The sequence below is a fragment of the Agrobacterium sp. a22-2 genome, from assembly GCF_012276985.1.
In the GTDB taxonomy this organism is placed as follows: domain Bacteria; phylum Pseudomonadota; class Alphaproteobacteria; order Rhizobiales; family Rhizobiaceae; genus Allorhizobium.
The window spans coordinates 128,999-152,672 of sequence record NZ_JAAXMM010000015.1 but is presented as its reverse complement, the minus strand read 5'-3'; the positions used below and the strand labels follow the sequence as shown (position 1 = coordinate 152,672).

The following is a 23,674-nucleotide window of genomic DNA, read 5'->3' as shown; positions in this document are numbered from 1 at the left end:
ATGCCTTTCGAGGGTGGATCGCCTTGCGGCATGGATCTTGCCTTGCCTGCGCGCCACCATTGCTGGACCTGACATGGCGAATGGGGTAGCAGGGGCGTGTCGGCATTTGCAATAGCGTCATTCAAAGAGGCTAGAGGATTGTTGACAATGGGCTTTCAGGCGCCATTCTCCAGTTCGGCCGATCAGTCGTGCGGCTGTCGGATCCATCAAGGCGGGAGCGGAAATGACCAATATCGGCGATGATATCCGCCTGCGCGCCGCCCCTGACGACCGTCAGGCCGACATCTATGGCGAAGACGGTTCTATCCGCTCGGACTTCCTGGCCATGGTTGGGGCGGCGATCGCCGATCGCGATGTGCTGTTCCTGCGCCAGAGCGTGGCGCGGCTGCACGAATCGGAAATGGGCGACCTGATCGAATCGATACAGCCAGAGCAGCGTTATGCGCTGGTGCGGCTGCTGGGCGACGATTTCGACATGACGGCACTGACGGAGGTCGACGAGACGATCCGCCTGCAGATCGTCGAGCAGATGTCGAATGCGCAGATCGCCGCGGCGATCGGCGATCTCGATTCGGACGATGCCGTCTACATTCTCGAAGACCTCGACCACGCCGACCGGGAAGAGATCCTGGCGCAATTGCCGTTTACCGAGCGAGTGCGGCTGCGCCGGGCGCTCGACTATCCGGAAAGTTCGGCCGGACGACGCATGCAAACGGAGTTCGTCGCCGTGCCGCCGTTCTGGACGGTCGGCCAGACGATCGACTACATGCGCGACGAAGAGGGGCTGCCGGAGACGTTTACGCAGATCTTCGTCATCGACCCGACGTTCAAACTGCTCGGCACCATCGACCTCGACCGCATCCTGCGCGCCAAGCGACAGGTGAAGATCGAGACCATCATGCGCGATACCAACCACCCGATCCCGGCCGAGATGGACCAGGAAGAGGCAGCGCAGGTGTTCGAGCAATATGACTTGCTTTCAGCTGCCGTCGTCGACGAGAACGGTCGGCTGGTCGGGGTGCTGACCATCGACGACGTGGTCGACGTCATCCAGGAAGAGGCCGAGGAAGACCTGATGCGCCTTGGCGGCGTCGGCGACGAAGAACTGTCGGACAGCGTGCGCGAAACATCGCGGTCGCGCGTGCCATGGCTGCTGATCAATCTGGTGACGGCGTTCCTATCGGCATCGGTCATCTCGATGTTCGAGGCGACCATCGAAGAGGTCGTCGCTCTGGCGATCCTGATGCCGATCGTCGCTGGAATGGGCGGCAATGCCGGATCGCAGACCATGACGGTGACCGTGCGGGCCTTGGCGACCCGCAATCTCGACATCCACAACGCCTGGCGCGTCGCGCGTCGCGAGGCGGGCGTCGGACTGATCAACGGCATGCTGATCGGAACCCTGGTCGGCACAGTGGCCGGATTCTGGTTCCAAGATTATCATATCGGCGGCCTGATCGCGACGGCGATGATGATCAACATGTTCGCCGCCGCCATGGCCGGCATTCTCATTCCGCTGCTTCTCGACCGGGCCGGGGCGGATCCGGCGGTTTCCTCGGCGGTTTTCGTGACGGCGATCACCGATACAACGGGATTCTTCAGCTTCCTGGGACTTGCCACGTGGTGGTTCATGTCCGGTTGATCGGCAAAAAATTGACTTTTACGTAACAGTCAATATGATGACCGTTCGAATACGGAATCGGAACGGTTGTGACGAAATTTTTCAGCATTACAGAATTGACACGCGAGTTCGGAGTGTCGACCCGCACGCTTCGCTTCTACGAGGACGAGGGTCTCATTCATCCGGAACGTCGCGGTCGTACGCGCCTTTACAGGGCAGCGGACCGGCGCCTGATACAGGAAATCCTGCGTGGCCGGCGGATTGGCTTTACCATAGCAGAAATCCGCGAGGTGATCCATGTCTACAAGGAGCCACCGGGCGAGATCGGCCAGCTGAAGCTGTTGATGAAGCGCATCGACGAGAAGCGTGAGGAATTGCGCCAGAAGCGCAAGGATATCGACGAGACGCTGACGGAACTCGACAATGTCGAGGAAGCCTGCCTGACCCGCCTGGTCGAGATCGGTGTCGGCACCTGAGATCGGCTCGACGGATCCGGCGGTGTCGGGTCAGATCCAGCGCCGGGTTCGCCGGCAGTAGCGTTCGAAATCGATGCCGAAGCGGGCGAGCAGGTGCATTTCCTCGCAGCGGATGGCCAAAAGGGTCGTGGCGACGGCGGCTGCCGGAGCGGCGAGAAAAAACCAGGGATTGCCGGTCAGCAGGCCAAGGGCGATCATCATCAAGGTATAGCCGAGATAGATCGGATTGCGGGTGAACCGGAAGGGGCCTGTCGTCACGAGCCGGCATGCGCAGCGGTGCGGCATGATGGGGGTGTGGAATTCCATCAGCGTGCGCACGGCCCAGATATCTAGCGCCAGTGCAAAAACGGCGGTCAGTCCTCCCGCGAGCCAGGCCAGCGATCCGGTCATTACGGTGACCGGCACCCGGCCGACCAGGCGGTCAAGCAGAATGGCGGCCACGAAGGCAGCCCCATAGAGCAAAGGCGGCCAGGGAAAGTTCAGCGGCCTCAAGCGATAGGCGTTCATTGATATGTCCGATCATTGGCTTGCTACGGTGCATTCGCGCGCGATCTTCAATATCCTTTCATCTTGATCTGCCTGGATTGCGCCAGACTGGAGCGGTTCAAGCAGTTGCGTCTGCTGCAATTCGGTCAATGTGCAGCTGCAGAACCGCGTACAGACAGCCGCTTCGGAGCCTTGCGCCACGCAGGATGCCTCGCAACTGCTCATATAGCCTTCGACCGGATCGGGTTGCGGCGGAGGCGCTGCCATGCTGGCGAGATAGACCAGCGTGATCAGCACCGGCTGGTGCAGCAGGTAGACGAGAAGGCTGTGACGCCCGGCAAGGCGCAGCAGGCCCGGCCCCTTGGGCAGGGCCGCCAGTGCCTCGAGCCATCCGAAACGCCTTGCGCAGCGCATGGCGGCAAGCCCCAGCAGCACGGGCGCGAACCAGGGCAGCAGCGGCACGTAGTCGTTGGAGCGCGGCAGGCTTTCCGACAGGCCAAGCCACCAGAACCACGGCGCGTCGAAAACCGGCGAGCGCAGATAGATAGGCAGGGCGATGCTGACCCCGGCAGCCAGCAGGGCGAAGACGATCGGCAGCCGCAGGAAGGGCAGCGCCAGCAGGCTCGTCAGGGCAATGCAGTGCAGGATGCCGAAGAAGATCATGCCCTGCGGCATGGCAATGGCTGTGGCAACCGTAATGGCAGCAGCGGCTCCGGCGACGATGGCAAAGCGCTTGGCGAACGGCCGCCAGCGGATAGCGGGCTCATGGGCGAGCGCCAGGCTGGCGCCGGCCAGAAACAGGAATGTGCCGGCAATCAGCCGGGCATAGAGTTTCCACCAGCCATGGGTGGCGGTGCCCGGCTCGATATAACCGAAGAATTCCAGATCCCAGGTGAAGTGGTAGGAGGCCATGGCGATCAGCGCCGCCCCGCGGGCCGCATCCAACAGGCCAATCCGCGGGGTGGGCGTGGCAAGGGTCGGCAAGGTCGAGGGACGGGACACGGGGATTCCTATCGGGTCTGGTCGGGCCTCGGATAAGTGGCCCGGATCAACGGCGTTCTCGCCAAACCGCGCAATCGCGGCCTTTTCATGACCTTTCGGTGTGCATGACGGCCAGGCGGGCTTCGGAAAAGAACTGCCGGCGGATCAGCACGAAAAATACGAAGAGCGTCGAAACCATGAAGACAGGCGCGCTGACGAACCAGCCAAGATAGCCGATCGACAGAAAGATTGCCCTGAGGCCGGCATTGAAGTGCTTTGCGGCGATGATGTTCATCTGCACCACCGTTTCCACGGCCCGCTCGGCAGCAGCCGGATCGCGGCGCGCCTCGTCCATCATCGGCATGGCTCCGAACAGGATGGTGCAATAGTTGAACAGGCGGTAGGACCAGCCGAATTTGAAGAACGAGTAGCCGAAGATGGCGATCAGTCCGCAGACCTTGAGTTCGAAGGCGGCCCGGCCGCCTTGCGCGAAGAAGGGCAGGTCGCGGAAGACGGCATCCACCTGTTCGGTGGCCCCCAGCATGGCAAAACAGCCGCCGATGGCAAAGATCGAAGTCGAGGCGAAGAAGGCCGTACCGTTCTGAAGGCCGGCCAGGATCTGCGTGTCGATCATCTTGAGATCGCGCTTCAGCGAATTTCGGAACCACTCGCGTCGCCGTGCGGCCATGGCCTGGGTGAGGCTGACGCGTGGAAAGATGCGGGCGCCACCGGTGACCCAGGAAAACACCAGCCAGAGGCAGGCAAACAGCGCGAGAGCGGCGAGGTCCAACAGGGTCATGGGCGAATCCGAGCTTGCGGCGATGTCGGCATTCTTAGATTCACCGGTGCCTGTGGACAACTGTTTTAACGAAATGAAACGCATTGGCCGAAATTACGGCACCCTCGACACGGCGCGAAGATGAAATAAGCCGGTTAAGCTGCTGAAAGGCAAGAGTTCCATGCATCTGTCACATGGCTGTCATGTTCCTGCCGCCACCTTTCTGCCATTTTTGCAGTTGCGAAGAGCCTCGAATTTTAATAGATCAGGGTCAGCGAAGGGCGGTCGGGGGATGGTCTTTCGCAAGGTTCAAAATCGGAGATATCATGGAAGACAGCATCCAGAAGTCTTGCTGGGGCGTTACATTGCGTGCCTTGATCGGATTTGTCGGCATTCTGGCCATTGCCTATCTTTTTGGAAGAATCTGACATCTGAAACGGATACAGTCCTGATTGGCAGCGTGGCCCGAAAGAGCCGCGCTGTTTTCTTTTTTGGCAGCGGCCCGTGTGTCGCACGGATGAAAGCGAATGTCGGTGCGCCACCGGGTTCGAATCTTGTGATAGTTTAGCGTGACAGTTCGGCTCAGGGGCTCCACGCAAAGGCGCGATTTCAATGTTTCTTTCGGTTTTCGATGTCTTCAAGATCGGCGTAGGCCCGTCGAGTTCCCACACGATGGGGCCGATGTCGGCGGGAAAGCGGTTTCTCGACTTCATCCTGTCCGATGAATGGCCGCGCCCGGCCGGCGCTGCCGTCGCCTCCCTCAAGGTCAGCCTGCATGGTTCGCTGGCTTATACCGGCATCGGCCACGGCACCGACCGGGCCGTCATCATCGGCCTGACCGGCGGCACGCCGGATCGTGTCGATCCCGATCAGATGGATGCCTTGGTCGCTGCGGTCGGCGCAGGTGGCACGGTCTGTCCGCCCGGCCATCCCGCCTATCGGTTCCGCCCGGGCGAAGACCTGATCTTCGACAAGAAGACGCCCTTGCCGGGCCACGCCAACGGCATGCGTTTCTCGGCCTTCGACCGCGACGAGCGGCTGTTGCTGACCACCGTTTATTATTCGATCGGTGGCGGGTTCGTGGTGACGGATACCGAACTTGCGGCGATGCAGAAGAACAAGAAGGCGGCCTCCTCCGTCAAGGTGCCTTACCCCTTTGCCACGGCGCGCCAGATGCTCGACATGGCGCAGGCGTCCGGCCTGTCGATCGCGCAGATGAAGCGGGCCAACGAAGAAGCGACGATGACGGCCGACGCGCTCGATGCCGGCCTCGACCGCATCTGGGATGCCATGAGCGGCTGCATCGATCGCGGCCTGCGCCATGACGGCACCCTGCCGGGCGGCCTCAACGTCAGGCGCCGGGCGCGCTCCATTCACGACCAGCTGCAGGAAGAATGGCGCAGCAATCGCGCCAATCCGCTGCTGGCCAATGACTGGCTGTCGGTCTACGCCATGGCGGTCAACGAGGAGAATGCCGGCGGCGGCCGGGTCGTCACGGCGCCGACCAATGGGGCGGCCGGCGTCATTCCGGCGACGATCCGCTATTACCTGCATTTTCATCCCGATGCCGATCAGGACGGGATTCGCGATTACCTGCTGACGGCTGCCGCGGTCGGCGGGCTGATCAAGCACAATGCCTCGATCTCCGGCGCCGAAGTCGGCTGCCAGGGCGAGGTTGGGTCTGCCGCCGCCATGGCCGCGGCTGGACTTGCGGCCGTCATGGGCGGCTCGCCGGAGCAGATCGAGAATGCGGCCGAGATCGCGCTGGAGCATCACCTGGGCATGACCTGCGATCCGGTCGGCGGCCTTGTGCAGGTTCCCTGCATCGAGCGCAATGCGCTGGGCGCGGTCAAGGCTGTCACCGCGGCGTCTCTGGCGCTCAAGGGCGACGGCCAGCATTTTGTGCCGCTCGACGCCTGTATCGAGACCATGCGCCAGACCGGCAACGACATGAGCGAGAAATACAAGGAGACTTCGCTCGGCGGTTTGGCCGTCAACGTGGTCGAATGCTGAGGCCTGTGGACCGTCTGCGCCAAGGCTTGACCCTGGTCGCCAAACGGCCGACATAGTCGGCATGGCTTTGCATCTCATCAAACTCTGCGTGGGCGCGGACTCGATCGACGATCTCCGGGAATGGGTCGCCGAGAAATCTCTGACGGCGATGGCCGCCGGTCTGGAACCCCACAGTTCGCATGTCACCCGCATGGCGCCGAAGCGGGCCGCGGAACTGCTGGATGGCGGCTCGCTCTACTGGATCATCAAGGGCCAGGTCGCCGCGCGACAGAAACTTCTCGACCTGTCGATCTCCACTGGCGGCGATGGCATATCCCGATGCAAGCTGATCCTCGGCCCTGAAGTCATCGAAACCGTGCCGGCGCCGCGACGGCCGTTCCAGGGCTGGCGCTATCTCGACGCCGCCTCGGCACCGCGCGATCTGTCCGAGGCCGGAAGCGATCTCGGCGCCATGCCCGAGGATCTGAAGCGCGAGCTGGCGGAACTCGGCCTGCTTTAAGACTGGCGATATCAATTCCGATATTCTAGTTTTATTTCAATGTACTATCATCCAAAGCTAATCCTGTTTAGCAGCAAGACGAGTTCGCTCTGGCGATTGGTCTGGGTCTTGCGGAAGACATTCTGCAGATGGAAGGCAATGGTCGTCGGCGCAATGCCGAACTCGGTGCCGATCTCGTCCAGCCGCTTGCCGTTGGCAAGCGCGACACAAAGCCGGGCCTCGGATGGCGTCAGCGCGTAAGTCTTGATCACGGTATCGGCCGAGAGTTCCCGTCGCCGGTCCGGATCGATCAGCACGGCGGCGATGGCCGGACCTTCGCTCGTTGCGGCCGGCAGGGTGCGCAGATGGATTTGAACCGGATTGCCGTAGTCTCGCGGCGCGGCGACCAGGTGTTCGGCCTTGATGCCGGCGGCGATATCGGCGAAGGCGCCCCGTAGATCGCGGGCGGCGGTTCGCGACACGGTGGAAAGCCCGGCCGGTGTTCGCAGCAGCACGTCGCCATCCTCGGTGATTGCCTTTGCCGTGGCATTGGCGTGGATCACCTGGCCGGACTGGTCCAGCACCATGAAGCCGGTTGCCAGATGGTCGAGCGAGGCGGCGACGGCATCGACCGTCTCCCGGACGCCGGCCAGCAGCGTGTCGGTCATCGACTGGCGCTGGTCCTCCAGCGTCCGCGCCATGGCGTCCTGGATGCGCTGCACCTGCGACAGCCGGGCCTTGAGCGTTGCGAGCAGCACGTCGTAGTCGATCGGCTTGACGAGATAGTCGTCGGCACCACTGCGCATGCCGTTGATCAGGTCCATGCGGCCGGCCAATGCCGTCAGGAACACGAAGGGCACATCGGCCAGATCGGGGCGCTCGGCGCGCATGTGCTCCATCAGTTCATAGCCGTTCATGCCCGGCATGGTGATGTCGCAGAGGATCAGATCGGGGCGATGGCTTTCGAGCAGGGCCAGCGCCTGGCTGCCGTCGCCGGCGCCGAGCGCCAGATAGCCGGCTGTCTCAAGCTCCTCGATAATATCCATCCGAAGGTCGATTTCGTCCTCGACGCACAGGATGATCGTCTGGCGGTCGGCAGGCTTCATTGCAGCACCTCTACGGGATGGGTGTCGACCGGCAGGGTCAGGATGGCGGATGTTCCTCTGCCGACCACGGATTCGATGGTGATGTTACCGCCGTGCAGAAGCGCGATCTGGCGTGCGACGTGCAGGCCGATGCCGGTGCCTTCGACGCCGGTGGCCGTGCTGGCGCGGAAGAACCGGTTGAACAGTTTCGGGATTTCATCGGCGGGAATGCCGACGCCGCGGTCGCTGACGGTGAGGGCGGCCTGGCCGCTCAAAACCGTTCCGCAGATGTCGACCTGGGTTTCGGCCGGCGAATACTTGAGCGCATTGGAAATCATGTTTTCGATCACCTGATCCATGAGCATCGGGTCGCAATGGATTGTTTTCGGTAGATTTTCGAGATGGAGGTTGAAGGCGCGATTGGGGTTGAGCTCGTTCTGGCGATCGCAGACGTCGCGCACCAGCTGGGACAGATTGCAGTCCTGCGGCCGGAAATCCATCTGGCCGGCATCCATGCGGGCCGCATCGAGGGTTGCCTGGACAAGGCCCGCGAGCCTTGTGGCGGCGGCGCGGATCTTCGAGGTCCGCGTCTCGACCTCCTCCGGCGTCATCTCGCCGGAACGGCGGGCCATGCGTTGTGCGCCGGAATCGATGATCGCCAGGGGCGTGCGGAACTGATGGGAGACCATGGAAACGAAATCGGTGTGCAATTGCCGCAGATGCTGCTCATGGGCCAGCGCGTTGGCCAGCGTCTCAGCCGCCCGCTTGTAGGCGGTGATATCGGCAAAGCGCAGCACGCTGGTGCCGTCGGCGGCCTGGCGCAGGGTCACGAGCAGCCAGGAGCCATCCTCGATCTTCAGTTCGGTCGTCTCGATGCGCACATCGGTGCCTGGCTCGACCGGCGAGCCGCTGTGCAGCCGTTCGGTGAGTCCCGCATTGGCAAGGATGTGCGACAAAGGCGTGCCCGGCTGGAACGATGCCTTTTCGTCCTTGACCAGAAGGCTTGCCTGCTCGTTGGCGACGATCAGCGCGCCGCTGGCATCGAAGGCGGCAAAGCCGTCCGGGGCAGACTGGATGGCCGAGCGCAATTGCCGTTCGGTCTGGTTCAGCGTCGTGGTGCGCTCCGTCACCAGTTCCTCAAGCCGGGTGCGATGGCCGACGAGTTCCAGATGGGTAAGGTGGCGTTGCGTGACATCGCGGGTGATGATGACGCCGCCGATCACGATGCCGTCCGATTGCACAGGAAATCCGTATTTTTCCAGAAAACGGTCGCTCCCGGGCAGGCGATGCTCGGCGATGCGCTGCGATTCGCCGTTGACCGTCTTGTGCAGCATGATCGACACGTCGTGATCGTCCGGGAACGGAAAGACGTCGAACAGGTTGCGGCCGATCACCTCTTCGGCGGCCTTGCCGTAAATCAGCGCATTGCCGGAATTCCAGTGCGTACAGTTGAAGTCCTTGTCGAAGGCGACGATGCCATCGCCGCTGGCTTCGATGAGAAGCTGCAGAAAATCCTTTTCCTTGCGCAGCTTTTCGTCGGCATTGGTAAGCTTCTGCAGGCTCGACAGCAGTCGGGTGATGAGGAAGAGGCCGCTTGCCATGACGCCGAAGGTGAAAATGATCACCCGGACGACGCCATTGCGGAACATCTCCCGGCGGGCGCCGGAGCGATTGTTCTCCTGAACCATCACGGCATTGGCCAGATCGCGCAAAGCCTCAATGCTCGGCGACAGGAGCGCATTGGCGCGGTCTCCGATATCGGCTCCCGGCACCGCGATATCGGCCTCAAGCGACATCAGATCGGCTCGCGCCTTTTCGACCACCGGAATCCCCTCGGGCGGCAATCGGCGGGCGACGCTGCCCCATTGCAGCAGGTCGAAGCGGCTGATGGCAATATCGAAGCGTAACTGCCGGGTTTCGACGTCCTGTTCGGTTGCCGTGGCGATGACCAGTTTTTGAAGTTCGGATTGTGCCTGGACGATTGTCCACAAGCGGTTCTCGTCATTGCCGGCCACGAGGGTGCGCTGGGTCTCCACCAGTTCGAACAGGCTGAGAACCAGCAGAGCCGTGAATGTGGCGATAGCGATGCCGGTCGCCAGGATTTCCCGTCGATCTCCCGGCAGGCGGCTCATCGCAGCTCCAGGCGATTGAGCTGCCAGACCCAGCGCTGGTCCATCCGCTCATCGGCAAGCTCGCCGTGGTCGTCCCGGGGATAGACGATCCAGAGCGGACCCTTGTCGCGCGCCGTCAGCATCTTGCCGTCCAGGCTGCTGGCCAGGATGACGTCGTAGCGCTGGAAATCGGCAACCGGGATCTCAACCTGGTAGTCGTTGAGCGCTTTTGCCTTGACGGTGGTTGCCTTGGTCGCGCCGACGGCTTTCAGCACATCGCGCATCAGCACCCCTTCGAATTGATGGGGCCCGCGTTCGGTCCATACGGTAGAGGTTGTCACCACGTGCCGGCCGAGCGCGTCCAGCATGGCGGAATCGAAGACAGCGACGCCGTCGCGATTGGTATTGGCGATCTCTCCGCTGATCTCGAGCACGACCTTTCCTGTCGGCTCCGGCAGATCGGCGGCGGAGGCGGGTGCCGCGACGGGTGCAAAAGCGGACAGAATGGTGAGCAAGGCCAGCATCGGCAGGTGAGCCCACCTGCTTCGCCGCCTTGCGGTCATGGGGAGTGCCGCATCTAAGGCGAGTGTTTTCGAGTATTCGTCCATTCGCTTCTGAAAGTTACAATACTCGGCCATTCTTGTTCCCCAATTGTCTCGCTTCAATATTGCGATTGTCTTTGCCGTTGCGTCATCGGTCAAGCATGGCGCCGTTTTACAATTCCGATAACACCCAGAAATTTGAATGCCCCCCTTTGATTGCAGGGGGCGGATGGCGAGCGGGCCGATTAATCCCGGTCTGCCTCCCGAGGCATGACGCGTCGCGCCTGCCGGTGCGCTCGATCGAAGCGGACCGCGATCAAGTTGACGTGTCCGGATCTGGCCACTGTCCAGTCCGGGCTACCGCACCGGCGGCGCGTAGGTTCTGGGACGGCACTGGAGCAACATGAGCGTGATGCGATCGACAGGGGCCCTTGATCAATCGGGCCGTCGATCTCACGACGGGAAGGAATGGAAATGAAGAAGTTCACGACACTTGCGACGCAGACCGGGACAGACGGGATCGATACGCTCTTCGACATGACGGGCACCGATACGCTGATCGGCGGCTTTAGCGGCGATGGCCTCTACGGCGGCGACGGTATCAACAACCTGCAGGGCGGCTATCAATCCGACACGATCATGGCGGGCGGCGGTGACGACACCGTGCTGGGCGGATCCGGTGACGACTTCATCTATGGCGGGCTTGGCAAGGACACGATCTCCGCCGGCATGGGCGATGACCGGATCGGCGCAGGCGACCTGGCGGAATTCAGTGGCGACAAGCTCGATGGCGGCCTTGGCTTCGATACGCTGATGATCGATTTCGGGGACAACAATGCGGGCATCAACTTTGCCGTCTCCGATCCGCTGGTGCAGAAGACCGTGGCCGGCATGACGGTGCTCAATGTCGAACAGTACTGGCTGACCGGCACCGAGTTCAATGACCAGGTGACCGGCGGCCGCTGGGACGACCAGCTGATCGGCAATGGCGGCAATGACCAGCTGAACGGTGGCGTCGGCCAGGACTTCATCATGGGGGGCACGGGCAACGATAATCTCGACGGCGGCAATGGATCTGACTTCATCACCGCCGATGTCGGCGACGACCTGCTGAAGGGTGGTTACGGCGGAGACTATCTTTCGGCCGGTGATGGCAAGGACCGGGTCTACGCCGGTGCCGGCAATGACAGCGTGACCGGGGAGCGCGGCAACGACACTCTCTACGGGGAAGACGGCGATGACAGCCTGAGCGGTGGCGAGGACGATGATGTCCTTTCCGGCGGCAATGGCAACGACCGACTGCAGGGCGGCCTGGGCATCGACCAACTGTCCGGCGGTGCCGGCAACGATGACCTGGTGATCACGATGAAGGAAGGCAAGGATGTCATCGACGGCGGCTCCGGCATCGACCGCATCGTCATGTATTCGGCCCAGGGCACATTCGCCGCAGCGGCCTCGAACGTGGTCAAGACGCTGTCGGACGGCTCGACCATCGTCAACATCGAATCCTACACGATCAACGGCAGCGCCGGCGCCGACAATTTCACCGGCTGGAACTATAACGACGTGCTCAATGGCGAGGGGGGCAACGACCAGCTGACCGGCGGGGCGGGTGACGACACGCTTTACGGCGGCACCGGCAATGATGTCCTCGACGGCGGTACCGGAAACGACATCATCTTCACCGGTGATGGGGTGGCCGAAACCGTCAGGGCGGGTTCGGGGACCGATACCGTCTATATCGATCGCAACAAGGCGACCTCCGCTCTGACGTTCTCGGTCTCCGGCACCAAGGCGACCCTTTCGGACAAGACGGTGATCACCGACGGCGAGTATTTCACGGTGTCCTCCGGCAGCGGCAACGACATTCTGTCAGGCGGCACGGCGAAAGGCGTCTCGTTCACGTCGGGGGCGGGCGACGACCGGCTGACCGGGACCGCGGGCCACGATACGTTCGACGGCGGCCTTGGCAACGACAATATCAGCGGCGGCGCCGGTCTCGATACCATCTACGACAATGGTGGAGCCAACACCATCAATTCCGGCGATACCGGCGACATGGTGTATGTCGACATCTCCAGCGGCACATTCAAGAATACCATTACGCTGGGTTCCGGCAACGATAGCGTCAACCTGAACTCCAGAAACGGCGGGATGATCAACGGCGTCTTCAACGTGGACGGCGGCACCGGTACGGACTATGCGACGGTGATCCGCGCCAAGTCGACCAAGGACATCACCTTCGTGCTGTCCGCCAATGCCACCCTGGTCAATGGCGATACGATTCTGAAGAACATCGAACAGGTGCGGATCGAGACGGGCTCCGGCAATGACCGGCTGACGGCGGGCAATCTGGCCGACTGGCTCGATGGCGGCGCCGGGAACGACGTGCTGAAGGGCCTTGGCGGCAACGACCTGCTGATCGGCGGTCAAGGCACGGACAATATCGACGGCGGCGACGGCAATGACGTGATCTGGGCCAGCGGCAACGTCAAGGATACGTCCCGCGACAGTCTGGCGGGCGGCAATGGCGACGATCACCTGCATATCAATGTCGGCGATGTCGCCAACGGCGGCGGCAATAGCGACCGGGTCTATGTGGATCTGACGGCTGAGACGACAGGGGTCAATTTCGTCTTCTCGAACGCAACGGTGAACGTCAATGGCACAACCCAATTCTCTGCGATGGAAAGCCTGGAGTTCGACGGAACCAAAGGAAATGACGCTGTCAACGCCAGCAACCTCGCCGACGTCCTTGAGGGCAATGCCGGCAGCGACCTGCTGCGCGGTCGCGGCGGCAACGACCGACTCGAAGATGGTGCCGGAAACGACAAGCTTTATGGCGAGGACGGCAACGATGTTCTGGCTCGCAAGGACGAGCAGGGTGTCGATCTTTTTGACGGCGGCGCCGGCACAGATACCCTCGTCTTCGCATTCAGCTCGAACATGTCCGTTGTGCTCGACCTCGCCGACAACACCAAGAATGCCGGCATGGCGAAGGGGCTGACGGTTAGCAATGTCGAGATCGTGGTCGGCAGCACGGCTGACGATGTCATTCGCGGCACCAGCGGCAATGAAGTCTTCCAGGGCGGCGGCGCGGACGACATTCTCGACGGCCGCGCCGGCAACGACATCCTCGAAGGCGGCGCCGGCGGCGATCTGCTGCAGGGTGGCCTTGGCAATGACCGTTTCGTGTTTGCCTCCGACGGCATCGGCACCGGCGACCAGATCACCGACTTTACCCGCGGATCGGACAAGCTGGTCATCGACCGGGTCGATTTCGGCATCGGCGCGAATGACGGTATCAATCTGATCAACGTCACCGATCCGGATGCCGCTACCGGCTCCAAACCGCAGTTCCTGTTCGAGAAATCCAACGGGCGCCTGTGGTTCGATGCCGATGGCAGCGGCAACGAATACGACGCGGAACTGATCGTCACGCTGCAGGGCGTGTCGACGCTTTCCGCCAGCGACTTCCTCTTCGGCTGAGAACCCCACTTCGAAGCCGTAGGGCGGCATCCGGGGGTTGGCTCCCGGATGCCGTTTTTGCATTTTGGACGGTCATGGCTGCGGATGGGCGATCAGGCTCATCCAGTCGTCGATGAACCGCTGCCGCTGGATTTCGTCCTGGGCGGCCAGCAGGGCAGGGCCGATGCGGATCGGGCGGCCGATGCCGGAATCCATCAAGGCTGCCGGGCCGTCGACGCCGGGCGGCAGGGGACCGTTTTCCGAGAAGAAGAACGATTTCTCGCGGGCAACGGCCTGACCGCGATCAGACAGAAGATAATCGAGAAAGCGCTCGGCCAGCTCGCGATTGGCACTCTGGGCCGGAATGAGTGCGCCGCGCGACAGGATCAGCGTGTAGTCGCGGGGTATGACGATCTTGAGATTGGGATTGAGGCGCGACGCTGCATAGGCGTAGGAGCCGAGAATATTATAGGCGATGCGCACGTTGCCGCTGGCGATTTCGCCCAGCACTTCACTGTTGCAGCAGCGAATGACGGTGTCCGACCGACTGAGGCTCTCGATCAACCGGCCATAGACGGTCGGCGCCTGGCGGGCATCGTTGAAAGCCAGGAGATAACCGACACCGGAGGCCTGGATATCGTAGGTGCCGATACGGCCGCGATAGAGGTCCGGCTTGCGGCGCAGCAGGTCGGCCAGCGCGTCGTGGGTGCGCGGCACGTCTTCCGGCGGAACGCGGGCGCCGTCATAGACGAAAACCGCAGGCTCGAAAGCGAAACCATAGACCTCTTCACGCCAATTGGCCCAGTCCGGCACCTTCTGAGCCTCCACGGAATGATGCGGAGAAGCGCAGCCGTCATTGGCAAGCTTCACCAATTGGTCGACGGAGGACGATAGCAGGATGTCGCCGTGGGGGCGTCCCTCGCGGCAGGCGAGTTCCGATTCACGAAACAGATCGTTGCTCACGTAGTCGACAAAGATGACCGCAACGTTCGGCGCCGTCTCCTGAAAATCGAGGAGGATCGGCCGTATGGCATTGAAATCCGTGACGCCGTGAATGGTCAGTCTTTCCGTTTCGGCCTGCAATGCCGGCAGGAAGGCCTGCTCGCCTTCAACCGCCAGCACAGGGCACGCCCATGACAGGCCAAGCAGGGCGAGCGATGCCGTCAGAGCCGGCACTTTCATGATTTATCCTCCTGATGGAGCGGAAGTTCCAGCACGACCGCAAAACTCCGGGTCTGGGTCTTTTCGCGAAACGTCAGGGCTCCGCCGAGCACGGTCGCCACTTCGGAAGCGATCGCAAAGCCGAGACCGGAACTGCCTTCGCCTGACTTGGACGAGACGAACCGTTTCGTGACATGATCCCAATCGCCCGGCGGAATGCCGGGGCCGTCATCCTCCACTTCGACCCGGCCGAAGGCACCGTCGCTCGACACTCTGACTTCCAGGCGCGACAGGGTGCCGTGGCGCAGCGAATTGTCGATGACGTTGACGATCGCCTCGCGCAGGCTGAGCATGTCACCGAGCACGATCACGTCCTCATCCGGCGCCTCGAAGGAGACGATGATATCCGGATCGATGGTGATCGGGATCGCGGCACGGTAGGCCTTGCGGGTGACGGAGGTGAGGCTCAGGGGGAGCAGTTGCGCCGAATCGAAGCGATGGATCACCATCGCATGGTTCAGGAGCTGGTTGGTGAAGCGGGCAAGCTCGGCGGTGCGGTTGCGCACCCGCGCCAGATGGCGTCGATCCTCCGGTGTCAGGCGTTCCTCGTCGATCAGGCTGACCTGTGCCGAGAGGGCGGTCAGCGGGGTGCGGATCTGGTGGGCGCTGTCGGCGATATAGCGCTGCAGCAATTTTACCCTTTCGTCGAGCCGGTGCATGAAATGATTGATCGACGAGACGAAGGGCGACAGCTCGCGCGGCACAGCCACGGTGAGCGGCGTCAGGTCATGGGGCTCGCGTTGCCGCAAAGCCCGACCGAGTTCCGCCACCGGCCTCAGTGAATAGCGCACGGCTAATATCGTGCCGATCATCGCCAGCGCACTCATCGCCGCCACCAGGATCGAGGCGCGGGTGGTCAGCTCGGAGGCCAGCGCTTGCCTCGCTTCCGTCGTCTGGGCGATGATCACATAGGCCCAACCGGACAAGGCCGGATCGGACAGCGCCCGGCCGGTGGCCGCAACGCGCACCGGAACGCCGCGATAGTTGGCCGACAGCAGGACCGGGCCGGCGCGGGCAACGGACAGATCCATATCGACCTGCAGGTCGTCATAGCCGGTCAGCGTCAAGCCGGAGGGATCGACGACCCGGTAGAAGATCCGGTCACGGCCGGCCAGTCCCAGGAGCTCGAATGCCGAGGATGGCAGGTTGACGGCAAGCCGGCCGTTGTCCACCACGAGGCTCTCCCGCATCTGGAATGCGGCACCCAGCAGCAGGCGGTCATAGGCATCGTCGGCGGCGGTGCGGGCATAGAACCAGGCGCCGCTCATCAGCACGGCGGCCCCCAGCGCCAGCACCAGCGCCATGCGCAGAACCAGTCGCGAGAAAAGCGAGGCTTCACGGCGTTGCATCGGACACCAGTTGATAGCCGATGCCGCGCACCGTGACGATGCGCGCCTTGGCACCTTCGAGTTTCTTGCGCAGCCGACCGACATAGAGCTCGATGGCATTGGGTCCGGCGGCCTCTTCGAAACCGAACAGCTGGTCGAGAAGTTCTTCCTTGCTGAAGACGCGGCCGGGCCTCGAGGCGAGGATCTCGAGCAGAGTCATCTCGCGGCGCTTCAACGTCACCTCGCGCTTGCCGACCCGCACATTACGGTTGGCGCGATCGAGGGTGACGTCGCCGCAGGCAATGATATTGGTCGCCTCGCCGCCGGCGCGGCGGCGCATCAACACCCGGGCGCGGGCCTCCAACTCGCGGAAATCGAAGGGCTTTACCAGGTAATCATCGGCGCCAAGATCGAGTGCCCCGACCCGGTCGTCGATTTCCGAGCGCGCGGTCAGCACCAGAACCGGCACGGTGTTGCGGGCCTGGCGCAGGCGCCTGAGGATTTCGAACCCGTCCATTCCCGGCAGCATGACATCGAGAATGACGAGATCATAGTCGGTGAAACCCAGAATCTCCGACGCCGCGCGGCCGTCCGTCTCCCAGTCGACCGTGTGCCCGATTGTTTCGAAGCGGCGGCAGATCGCCTCGCCGACATCGTGAGTATCTTCCACCAGCAATATGCGCATGGCCGGAAGGTGACACGGAAGATGACGGCGATCAAGCGCTTCGCCGCCGGCATTCGTCCGGCCGGCACGGTCTTTGCCCAACCGGCCGGGCCGGAGTGCCTGGCCGGTGCGAGATCCGGCTGTCGTCACCAATGCCGGATTGATCTCCGGTGCCTATGGCATTTTCTTCGATGGCAGCGCCAGCGGCGACGAACCATATGCTTTGTCGGTCGAGTACGACGGTTTTGCACTGGGAGACAACTGTCATGCACGCAGCGTCATTTGCACTTAAGCACTTGACGAATTAAGCTGCCGTGCTGGGGCGGCGACTTTGACTCACGTAGACCCCGGCGTGCTTTTGCTTGGTTTTACGGGTCAACGGCGGGAGATGATCATGTCCACGAACGGCGAAATGAACGTTTTGTCCCGGGCCATCTGTCCGTCCGAAGCGGTCATCCGCGTCGAGCGCTATCCGGCGACGTCGCGCATCCTGCACTGGATCGTGGCTGTACTGGTGCTGGCGACCTGGCCGCTCGGCTTCTTTATCCAGTTCACCAAGAAGGAAGTGTCGCTGGATTTCTACATGGTGCATGAGAGCTTCGGTTTCCTTGTGCTGTGGCTGATGCTGCTGCGGGTTGGCAACAAGCTCATGGCCAAGGCACCTGATCCGCAAGGCCCGGCGATCGAACGCTTTGCGGCGTCCGCCGTGCATGGCCTGCTCTATGTGTTCCTGATCGTCATGCCGGTCAGCGGTTTCCTCGCCACCAACGCGCATGGCTTTCCGCTCGTCTGGTTCGGCCTGGTGCCGGTCTGGAGCCCGTTGGACAAGGCGCCCGACATTGCCTGGACGCTGTCGGCGATCCATGGCTGGAGCGCATGGATCCTTTTGCTGCTCTTTGCGTTGCATATCGGGGCCGTGCTGCTTCATCATGTGATCAAGCGTGACAACACCCTGTACCGGATATTGTAAGGTCGACGATGCGCAGCATGGAGATCACCGAGGCGATTTGGGAGCGGCTGCTGGCCCTTCGACAGGGCGCTTGCGATATTGCGGCGACCGACGCCGCCTATGGTCTCTATGCGCCGATCGCCGGCGCGCGCGGTTCCTTCGTGCTGGCGCAGGTCGGGCAGTCGCTTGACGGCCGAATTGCCACGCCGGCGGGCGACGCGCGGGACGTGTCCGGACCGGATGGCCTTGTCCATCTTCATCGCTGTCGGGCGCTGGTCGATGCCGTGATCGTCGGTGTCGGCACGGTGAAGGCCGACGATCCGAAGCTCTCGGTCAGGATGGTCAAAGGGCCGGCCCCTGTCCGGGTGGTCGTCGATTGTCATGGGGTACTTGAGGGCAGCGAAAGCCTGTTTCACGATGGCGGTGCGCCGGTAATCGTCTTGCGCAGCGCCGCTGCCCGAGGTCGGCCGTTGCCTGCGGCGGAGGTGATCAGCCTGCAGCCCAAGGCCTGCGGGCTCGATCCTCAGGACATCCTGGACATATTGGCAAGACGGGATCTCCTGACCGTCCTCGTCGAGGGCGGTGCGCGCACGATCGCCCGGTTCATCGATGCCGGCCTCGTCGACCGGCTGCATGTGGCCATTTCGCCGATCATCATCGGTTCGGGGCCGGCCGGCATTACCCTGTCGCCGATCGAGCGGCTTGCCGGTGCCCATCGCCCGGTCACCGAGGTCTACAGTCTCGGCAGCGACATCCTGTTCGATTGCCGGCTGGAACGGCGGCGCGCTGGAGACTTGGTATCAGACCGGCAGGGCGAGAAGGTCCGTGTGGCCCACCAGGCATAAACTGCCCGGTTGACCGATAGCGGAAAGTCGAAATTCCAGCCAGGCGTCGACCGTTGCTTTGGACAGTTCGGACATCTCCAGAAGCGGTCGGCGCAGGCCGTGCAGAAATTCGGCCTGCAGGGCAGCCATCCTTGAATCCATCCTCCAAGGACTGTCCTCGATCCTGACGCTAAAGCCGTGCGCCGTCAAAAGTTGGGCGAGGCAGGCCGTGGCATCCGGGCCGAGGGCGGTTCCGAACCCCTTGTCGGTGCGTTGATGCCGGTTGAACAGGTCGACCATCTGTCCGTCGAGCGGATGGGGCAGGGACCATTGCATGATCCCGTCATAGTTCAACGCCGCATAAAGGCCGATCCGTGCCGATGCGAGCCGGTCGGCAAGCTCGCTGCAGACGCATTCCGAACACAGATCGAAGAGTGCTGAGGCGGTGACGACGCAGACGCCCTGCAGAGGAAGGCCGGCGATGGCGTTGAGATCGTGCTGGCGAAACGCGATCCCGTTCTCCTCGCCGATGCGGCGCTGGGCTTCGTCCAGCAGCGCGGGGTCATGGTCGAGCAGGGTCCAGATGATCTGGCCGGGCAGTCGGTCATTGAGGCTGCGCCAGGTCGAGCCCGTGCCGCAACCGATGTCGAGGATGTGTGCTTGCTCCAGGGCGCCAAGATGACCCGCCAGGTCGTCGAGTAATCCGCCATGGCGAGCGGTGCGATCGGCGGGCTCGCGCAGTGCCAGCCAGTCCTTGTCGAAACCGCTCATGCCAGTGCTCCCAAAGAGGTCGATATGATCTCCGCCGTTGTGGCCCAGCCTGGCAATTGGGCGCCGGCGCGCCTTGCCGCCTCGGCTTTAGCAAGGCGTAAATCCTTGTCGATGAGGAGACTTGCAAGGGCTTCCGCGAAGGCGCCGACGTCATCGACGGGCACGAGGATGCCGGCATCGTCCGGCACGACGTCGGGTACGGCACCGCTTCGGCACGCGACGATCGGCAATCCCTGCGACAGGGCTTCGGCGAAGACCATGCCATAACCTTCGAAGCGGCTGGCCAGCGCGAAGATGTCGGCGCCGGCCAGAACCGCACGCGGATCGTCGCATTCGCCGGCAAGCGAAATCCGGGTGGTCAGGCCGAGTGCCTCGATCTGCTGCGCCAGAAGTGCCGCCGTCTGCGGATAGAGGCTCTTGCTGCCGACGATGGTTGCCCGCCAGGCGAGGTTCTCCACCTGCTTCAGTGCCGAGATCAGCACGTCGTGACCCTTGCGCGGCGAAAGCGTACCGATCGAGAGGATATGCGGCGGATCGCCGATGCCTGTGGCGGCGGGTGCCGGATCTGTGCCGGGAATGGCAACCGTGATCCGGTGCTGAGGCACGTCGTATTGGGTCTCCAGCTGGCGCGCCGTCATCGGTGACGTCACGATGATATGCCTGGCGAAGGACAGCGCGCGGCGCTCGCGGTCCCGAAAGGAGGTCTGTTGCGTGCTGTCGAGGCCAGTTTCGAGCGCCAGCGGATGATGGACGAGGGCGACGATGCGCAATCGGTCGGTCTCGCGTTTGGCCCATTCGTCCAGAACGCCGAAGGCAAGCCCGTCTATTATAACGAGGGTGCCATCGGGCAGGTCCGACAGCCGGCGCTCGGCTGCGCGCCTGACATGGGGAGCAGGGAAGGGAAAGCCATTGCCGAGCGGCAGCGGATCGACCGACCAGCCGTAATCGCCAAGACCTGAGATCACCCTTCGGTCATAGGCATAACCGCCGGTGTTGAGGGCGAGGTTGCCGGGATAGGCGAAGGTGACGCTGCGCTTCAAAGATCGGCCTCGTACCAGCCGCGGGCGGCGTGGGACTCGTGCAGGGTCACCTTCAGACGGCAGATGCGGTGGCTGCCGGGGCCGAGCCGCTTGTCGGCGACGGCGCGGGCGAGTTCATCGAAAATGTGTTTGGCGATCACCTCCGTCGTCGTGATTTTTCCGGTGAAGACAGAGAGTTCATCGAGATTCTTGTAGTTGAGCGGCTTCAGCACCTCGCCGAGTACGGTGGTCGCGGCACCGATATCGACCGCCAGGCCGTCCTCGTCGACATCGCGGGTGAAAAAGGCGGCATCGACCACGAAGGTTGCGCCATGCATGCCCTGGGCGGGGCCGAAGACGGGACGGGGCAGGCTGTGGGCGATCATGATGTGGTCGCGGACTTCAACGGCGAACATAGGCTTTCACTCTCTAAGTTTGGTACTGGTAGCAAATACGATGGCAAAGGGTTTGTGGATCGGCGAGGATGGCCGGATAGGCGGTCGCCAGGTCGGCAAAGCCGGTTTCACCCGATATCAAGGCGTCGAGGCGGTCGTCGCGCAGAAGCTCGAGCGCCTTGGCAAGACGCCTTGCATAGGTCCAGCGCGCCCGCCTGGCCGGCGGCACGGAGCCCACCTGAGAGCTGACGATGGTCAACCGTCGCGCATGAAAGGCACCGCCGAGCAGCAGGCTCACAGGCCGGTCGCCGTACCAGCTGGCCTCGACGATGCGCGCTTCCTGCCCGGCCAGTTCGATGGCGCGGGCAAGAGCCTCGGCCGAACCGGACGCGTTGACAGCCACGTCGAACTCGAAGGCGTCCTCTTGGCCTGCGTCAAAGTTGAGACCGAGCCTGTCGGCCAGGACCTTTCTTGCCGGGTTTCGATCGATGAGCAGGACGTCTGTGCCGATGATCTGTGACGCAAGATAGGCAACGAGGGACCCGACGACGCCGGCGCCAAACACGGCGACCCGATCGCCCGGCAGGATGCCGGCGTCCCAGACGATGTTCAACGCCGTCTCCATATTGGCGGCCAGCACGGCGCGGGCCGGCGGCAATCCGACGGGCAGGACGGTCACGGCCGCCTGGCTGACGTTGAAAAAATCCTGATGGGGATGAAGACAGAATACGGCCTTGCCGACTAGGTCGGCCCTGCCAGCCTCGATCTGTCCGACCGCCGAATAGCCGTACTTGACCGGAAAGGGGAATTCGCCGCCCATATGAGGACCGCGCATGCGGTCGAATTCGCTCGAAGGGACGCGACCGGCGAAGACGAGGTTCTCCGTGCCGCGGCTGATGCCGCTGAACAGCATGCGCACCCGCACCTCGCCATCGACCATGGACGGCAGGGTGTCGTCGCGCAATTCGCAGGTGCCGGCGGCCGGAAACCATAAGGCGCGAGACTTGCTGGTTTGTGCCATTCCGGCTGCCCCGGTGTTCAAGCTCATTCGTTTTCTCCTCGGCGGCCCGGCGCGACCGGCGCCGTCCGTTGCGCAGTCGGCGGCTACGATGCCTCGAATTGGCGCACGGCGCTATGGCGTTTTCACCGACCGACCGGTTCAGGTATCACGGTTGATCTCGCCCTGTCGCGAAGAGCGATTGTGCAGGCGTGCAAAATGCTTGTCATTCTGTGCGCGGTGCCGGGTTTGGCATGGCGGCCGGATGGAAATTCCGGCAAACGACAAGCAACAGGAATGATCCGGCGTGAGAGTCTCCACGTATCCCGTGGTGCTGGACATTTTGGAGACACTTCATGACACGGACCGACGATCACAGTTTTCAGTTTGTCTCGCCTGTGATGCAGGTGGAACGCGCTGCTGCCGAATTGCGGTTCGGACGACCGGTCATCCTCAGGGACGGCACGCAACGCCTGGCCGTGCTGGCGCAAGATAGCGCCGCACCGTCGGTCTACGATCAGTTTGCCGCTGCCGTCGAAGGCGAGCATACACTGTTTCTGACGTCGCATCGCGCCGGGCGCCTGTTGCCGGGCAACCGCGGCGACATGTCGGTGCCGCTCAAGGGCGTGTCGTTCGCCGACGCTTCGCGCCTTGCCTACGGGATTGGCGCAAAGGCGCCAGCGGGCTGGCGCGAGGCCGGCCTGTTGATGGGGGCATCCGCCGAACTGGCCCGGCTGGCCCTTCTGTTGCCGGCCATGATCTGTGCCGACGTCGATGGCTTCGAGAGCCGCTTCGCCGCCTGCTGCGGGCTCGAAAAGTCGCTTCTGACGGAGGCCGGCGCGGCGCGGCAGAGGTTCGATATCGTCGTGCGCACCCGCGTTCCGCTGCGCGACCTCGGTGATGCCGAGTTCGTCGTCTTTCGCGGTGGATTGGCGCAGAAGGACCAGGTTGCAATCGTGGTCGGCCGGCCCGATTTCACCGCCGCGGTGCCGATCCGCATCCATTCCTCATGCATCACGGGCGATCTCTGCGGTTCGCTCAAATGCGATTGCGGCGACCAGTTGCGCAATGGTCTGGCATCGATGCAGGCGATGGGCGGCGGCGTGCTGCTCTATCTTGACCAGGAGGGTCGTGGCACCGGGATCGGCGCCAAGATGCGGGCCTATGGATACCAGCATCTCGGGATGGACACGATCGATGCCGATGCCGAACTCGGTTACGGCAGCGACCATCGACGCTACGAGGCGGCGATTGCCATGCTGCGCTTGCTGGGCATTGCGAAAACCGTCATCTTCACCAACAATCCGGCCAAGATCGCCGCGCTGACCAACGCGGGCATCGAGGTTGAACGCCGCATGGCGCTGACGGGCGAGGTGACGGTCGAGAATGCCGGCTATCTGCGGACGAAAAAGGCGCGTGCCGGCCATATGCTTGACATCGAGGCGCTTCTTGCGGCGGAGTAGGTGA

The 23,674-nt window shown here is 62.9% G+C and carries 21 protein-coding genes; 8 read left to right on the top strand and 13 right to left on the bottom strand.

Annotated features, from left to right (window positions below; all coding sequences use genetic code 11):
• Nucleotides 1-223: 223 nt before the first annotated feature.
• Complete coding sequence (gene mgtE, locus HFC70_RS21630; protein ID WP_168475363.1) at nt 224-1,642, top strand: magnesium transporter; 1,419 nt, start codon at nt 224-226, stop codon at nt 1,640-1,642.
• A gap of 68 nt (nt 1,643-1,710) precedes the next feature.
• Nucleotides 1,711-2,097: a MerR family DNA-binding transcriptional regulator gene (locus HFC70_RS21625; protein WP_168475362.1), complete on the top strand. Its 387-nt coding sequence runs from the start codon at nt 1,711-1,713 to the stop codon at nt 2,095-2,097.
• A gap of 30 nt (nt 2,098-2,127) precedes the next feature.
• On the opposite strand, the gene HFC70_RS21620 is transcribed toward HFC70_RS21625, so the two are convergent.
• From HFC70_RS21620 to HFC70_RS21610, 3 genes are all read right to left on the bottom strand, one after another.
• Nucleotides 2,128-2,604 (bottom strand): isoprenylcysteine carboxylmethyltransferase family protein, encoded by a 477-nt coding sequence (locus HFC70_RS21620; RefSeq protein ID WP_168475361.1) that lies wholly within the window; start codon nt 2,602-2,604, stop codon nt 2,128-2,130.
• 12 nt (nt 2,605-2,616) lie between these two features.
• Nucleotides 2,617-3,585, bottom strand: a complete 969-nt coding sequence (locus HFC70_RS21615) for a DUF1624 domain-containing protein (RefSeq protein ID WP_368669775.1) — start codon at nt 3,583-3,585, stop codon at nt 2,617-2,619.
• A gap of 85 nt (nt 3,586-3,670) precedes the next feature.
• Nucleotides 3,671-4,363, bottom strand: a complete 693-nt coding sequence (locus tag HFC70_RS21610; protein WP_168475360.1) for a DUF599 domain-containing protein — start codon at nt 4,361-4,363, stop codon at nt 3,671-3,673.
• A gap of 591 nt (nt 4,364-4,954) precedes the next feature.
• On the opposite strand from HFC70_RS21610, the gene HFC70_RS21605 reads away from it, so the two are divergent.
• Both HFC70_RS21605 and HFC70_RS21600 read left to right on the top strand, forming a co-directional pair.
• On the top strand, nt 4,955-6,355 hold the full coding sequence (locus tag HFC70_RS21605; RefSeq protein ID WP_168475359.1) for an L-serine ammonia-lyase: 1,401 nt from the start codon (nt 4,955-4,957) through the stop codon (nt 6,353-6,355).
• 61 nt (nt 6,356-6,416) lie between these two features.
• Nucleotides 6,417-6,854: a DUF1489 family protein gene (locus HFC70_RS21600; protein ID WP_168475358.1), complete on the top strand. Its 438-nt coding sequence runs from the start codon at nt 6,417-6,419 to the stop codon at nt 6,852-6,854.
• Between the two features lie 47 nt (nt 6,855-6,901).
• Here the strand turns inward: HFC70_RS21600 and HFC70_RS21595 are convergent, their stop codons facing one another.
• The 3 genes from HFC70_RS21595 to HFC70_RS21585 are packed head-to-tail and all read right to left on the bottom strand — an operon-like array spanning nt 6,902 to nt 10,553.
• Entirely contained in the window at nt 6,902-7,939 is a 1,038-nt protein-coding gene (locus tag HFC70_RS21595) for a response regulator (RefSeq protein WP_168475357.1), read from the bottom strand.
• Nucleotides 7,936-10,050, bottom strand: coding sequence for an ATP-binding protein (locus HFC70_RS21590; RefSeq protein WP_168475356.1), 2,115 nt, complete (start codon nt 10,048-10,050; stop codon nt 7,936-7,938). The genes HFC70_RS21595 and HFC70_RS21590 overlap by 4 nt, the downstream gene beginning before the upstream one ends.
• Nucleotides 10,047-10,553, bottom strand: coding sequence for a molybdopterin-dependent oxidoreductase (locus HFC70_RS21585; protein ID WP_168475355.1), 507 nt, complete (start codon nt 10,551-10,553; stop codon nt 10,047-10,049). The genes HFC70_RS21590 and HFC70_RS21585 overlap by 4 nt, the downstream gene beginning before the upstream one ends.
• A gap of 492 nt (nt 10,554-11,045) precedes the next feature.
• Here HFC70_RS21585 and HFC70_RS21580 point away from each other — a divergent pair, with 492 nt between their 5' ends.
• Nucleotides 11,046-14,060, top strand: a complete 3,015-nt coding sequence (locus HFC70_RS21580; RefSeq protein WP_246735898.1) for a calcium-binding protein — start codon at nt 11,046-11,048, stop codon at nt 14,058-14,060.
• Nucleotides 14,061-14,132: 72 nt separating this feature from the next.
• Here the strand turns inward: HFC70_RS21580 and HFC70_RS21575 are convergent, their stop codons facing one another.
• The 3 genes from HFC70_RS21575 to HFC70_RS21565 are packed head-to-tail and all read right to left on the bottom strand — an operon-like array spanning nt 14,133 to nt 17,273.
• The gene (locus HFC70_RS21575) at nt 14,133-15,221 is read right to left on the bottom strand and encodes an ABC transporter substrate-binding protein (RefSeq protein WP_168475354.1); all 1,089 of its coding nucleotides are present in this window, start codon (nt 15,219-15,221) and stop codon (nt 14,133-14,135) included.
• Nucleotides 15,218-16,609, bottom strand: coding sequence for a sensor histidine kinase (locus tag HFC70_RS21570; protein ID WP_168475353.1), 1,392 nt, complete (start codon nt 16,607-16,609; stop codon nt 15,218-15,220). Before HFC70_RS21570 ends, HFC70_RS21575 begins: the two co-directional genes overlap by 4 nt.
• A complete protein-coding gene (locus tag HFC70_RS21565; RefSeq protein ID WP_168475385.1) occupies nt 16,596-17,273 on the bottom strand; it encodes a response regulator transcription factor in 678 nt (225 codons plus the stop codon). Before HFC70_RS21565 ends, HFC70_RS21570 begins: the two co-directional genes overlap by 14 nt.
• 373 nt (nt 17,274-17,646) lie before the next feature.
• On the opposite strand from HFC70_RS21565, the gene HFC70_RS21560 reads away from it, so the two are divergent.
• On the top strand, nt 17,647-18,222 hold the full coding sequence (locus HFC70_RS21560; protein WP_246735897.1) for a cytochrome b: 576 nt from the start codon (nt 17,647-17,649) through the stop codon (nt 18,220-18,222).
• 17 nt (nt 18,223-18,239) lie between these two features.
• Nucleotides 18,240-19,046, top strand: a complete 807-nt coding sequence (locus HFC70_RS21555; protein ID WP_368669773.1) for a RibD family protein — start codon at nt 18,240-18,242, stop codon at nt 19,044-19,046.
• Here the strand turns inward: HFC70_RS21555 and HFC70_RS21550 are convergent.
• The 4 genes from HFC70_RS21550 to HFC70_RS21535 are packed head-to-tail and all read right to left on the bottom strand — an operon-like array spanning nt 19,002 to nt 22,258.
• Nucleotides 19,002-19,796, bottom strand: a complete 795-nt coding sequence (locus HFC70_RS21550) for a class I SAM-dependent methyltransferase (protein WP_168475351.1) — start codon at nt 19,794-19,796, stop codon at nt 19,002-19,004. The two genes, HFC70_RS21555 and HFC70_RS21550, sit on opposite strands and share 45 nt — an antisense overlap.
• A complete protein-coding gene (locus HFC70_RS21545) occupies nt 19,793-20,836 on the bottom strand; it encodes a glycosyltransferase family 4 protein (protein ID WP_168475350.1) in 1,044 nt (347 codons plus the stop codon). The genes HFC70_RS21550 and HFC70_RS21545 overlap by 4 nt, the downstream gene beginning before the upstream one ends.
• Nucleotides 20,833-21,231 (bottom strand): 6-carboxytetrahydropterin synthase, encoded by a 399-nt coding sequence (locus HFC70_RS21540; protein ID WP_168475349.1) that lies wholly within the window; start codon nt 21,229-21,231, stop codon nt 20,833-20,835. Before HFC70_RS21540 ends, HFC70_RS21545 begins: the two co-directional genes overlap by 4 nt.
• A 13-nt stretch (nt 21,232-21,244) precedes the next feature.
• Entirely contained in the window at nt 21,245-22,258 is a 1,014-nt protein-coding gene (locus HFC70_RS21535) for a zinc-binding alcohol dehydrogenase (protein ID WP_168475348.1), read from the bottom strand.
• Between the two features lie 305 nt (nt 22,259-22,563).
• On the opposite strand from HFC70_RS21535, the gene ribA reads away from it, so the two are divergent.
• Nucleotides 22,564-23,670 (top strand): GTP cyclohydrolase II RibA, encoded by a 1,107-nt coding sequence (ribA, locus tag HFC70_RS21530; protein WP_168475347.1) that lies wholly within the window; start codon nt 22,564-22,566, stop codon nt 23,668-23,670.
• Nucleotides 23,671-23,674: the final 4 nt, after the last annotated feature.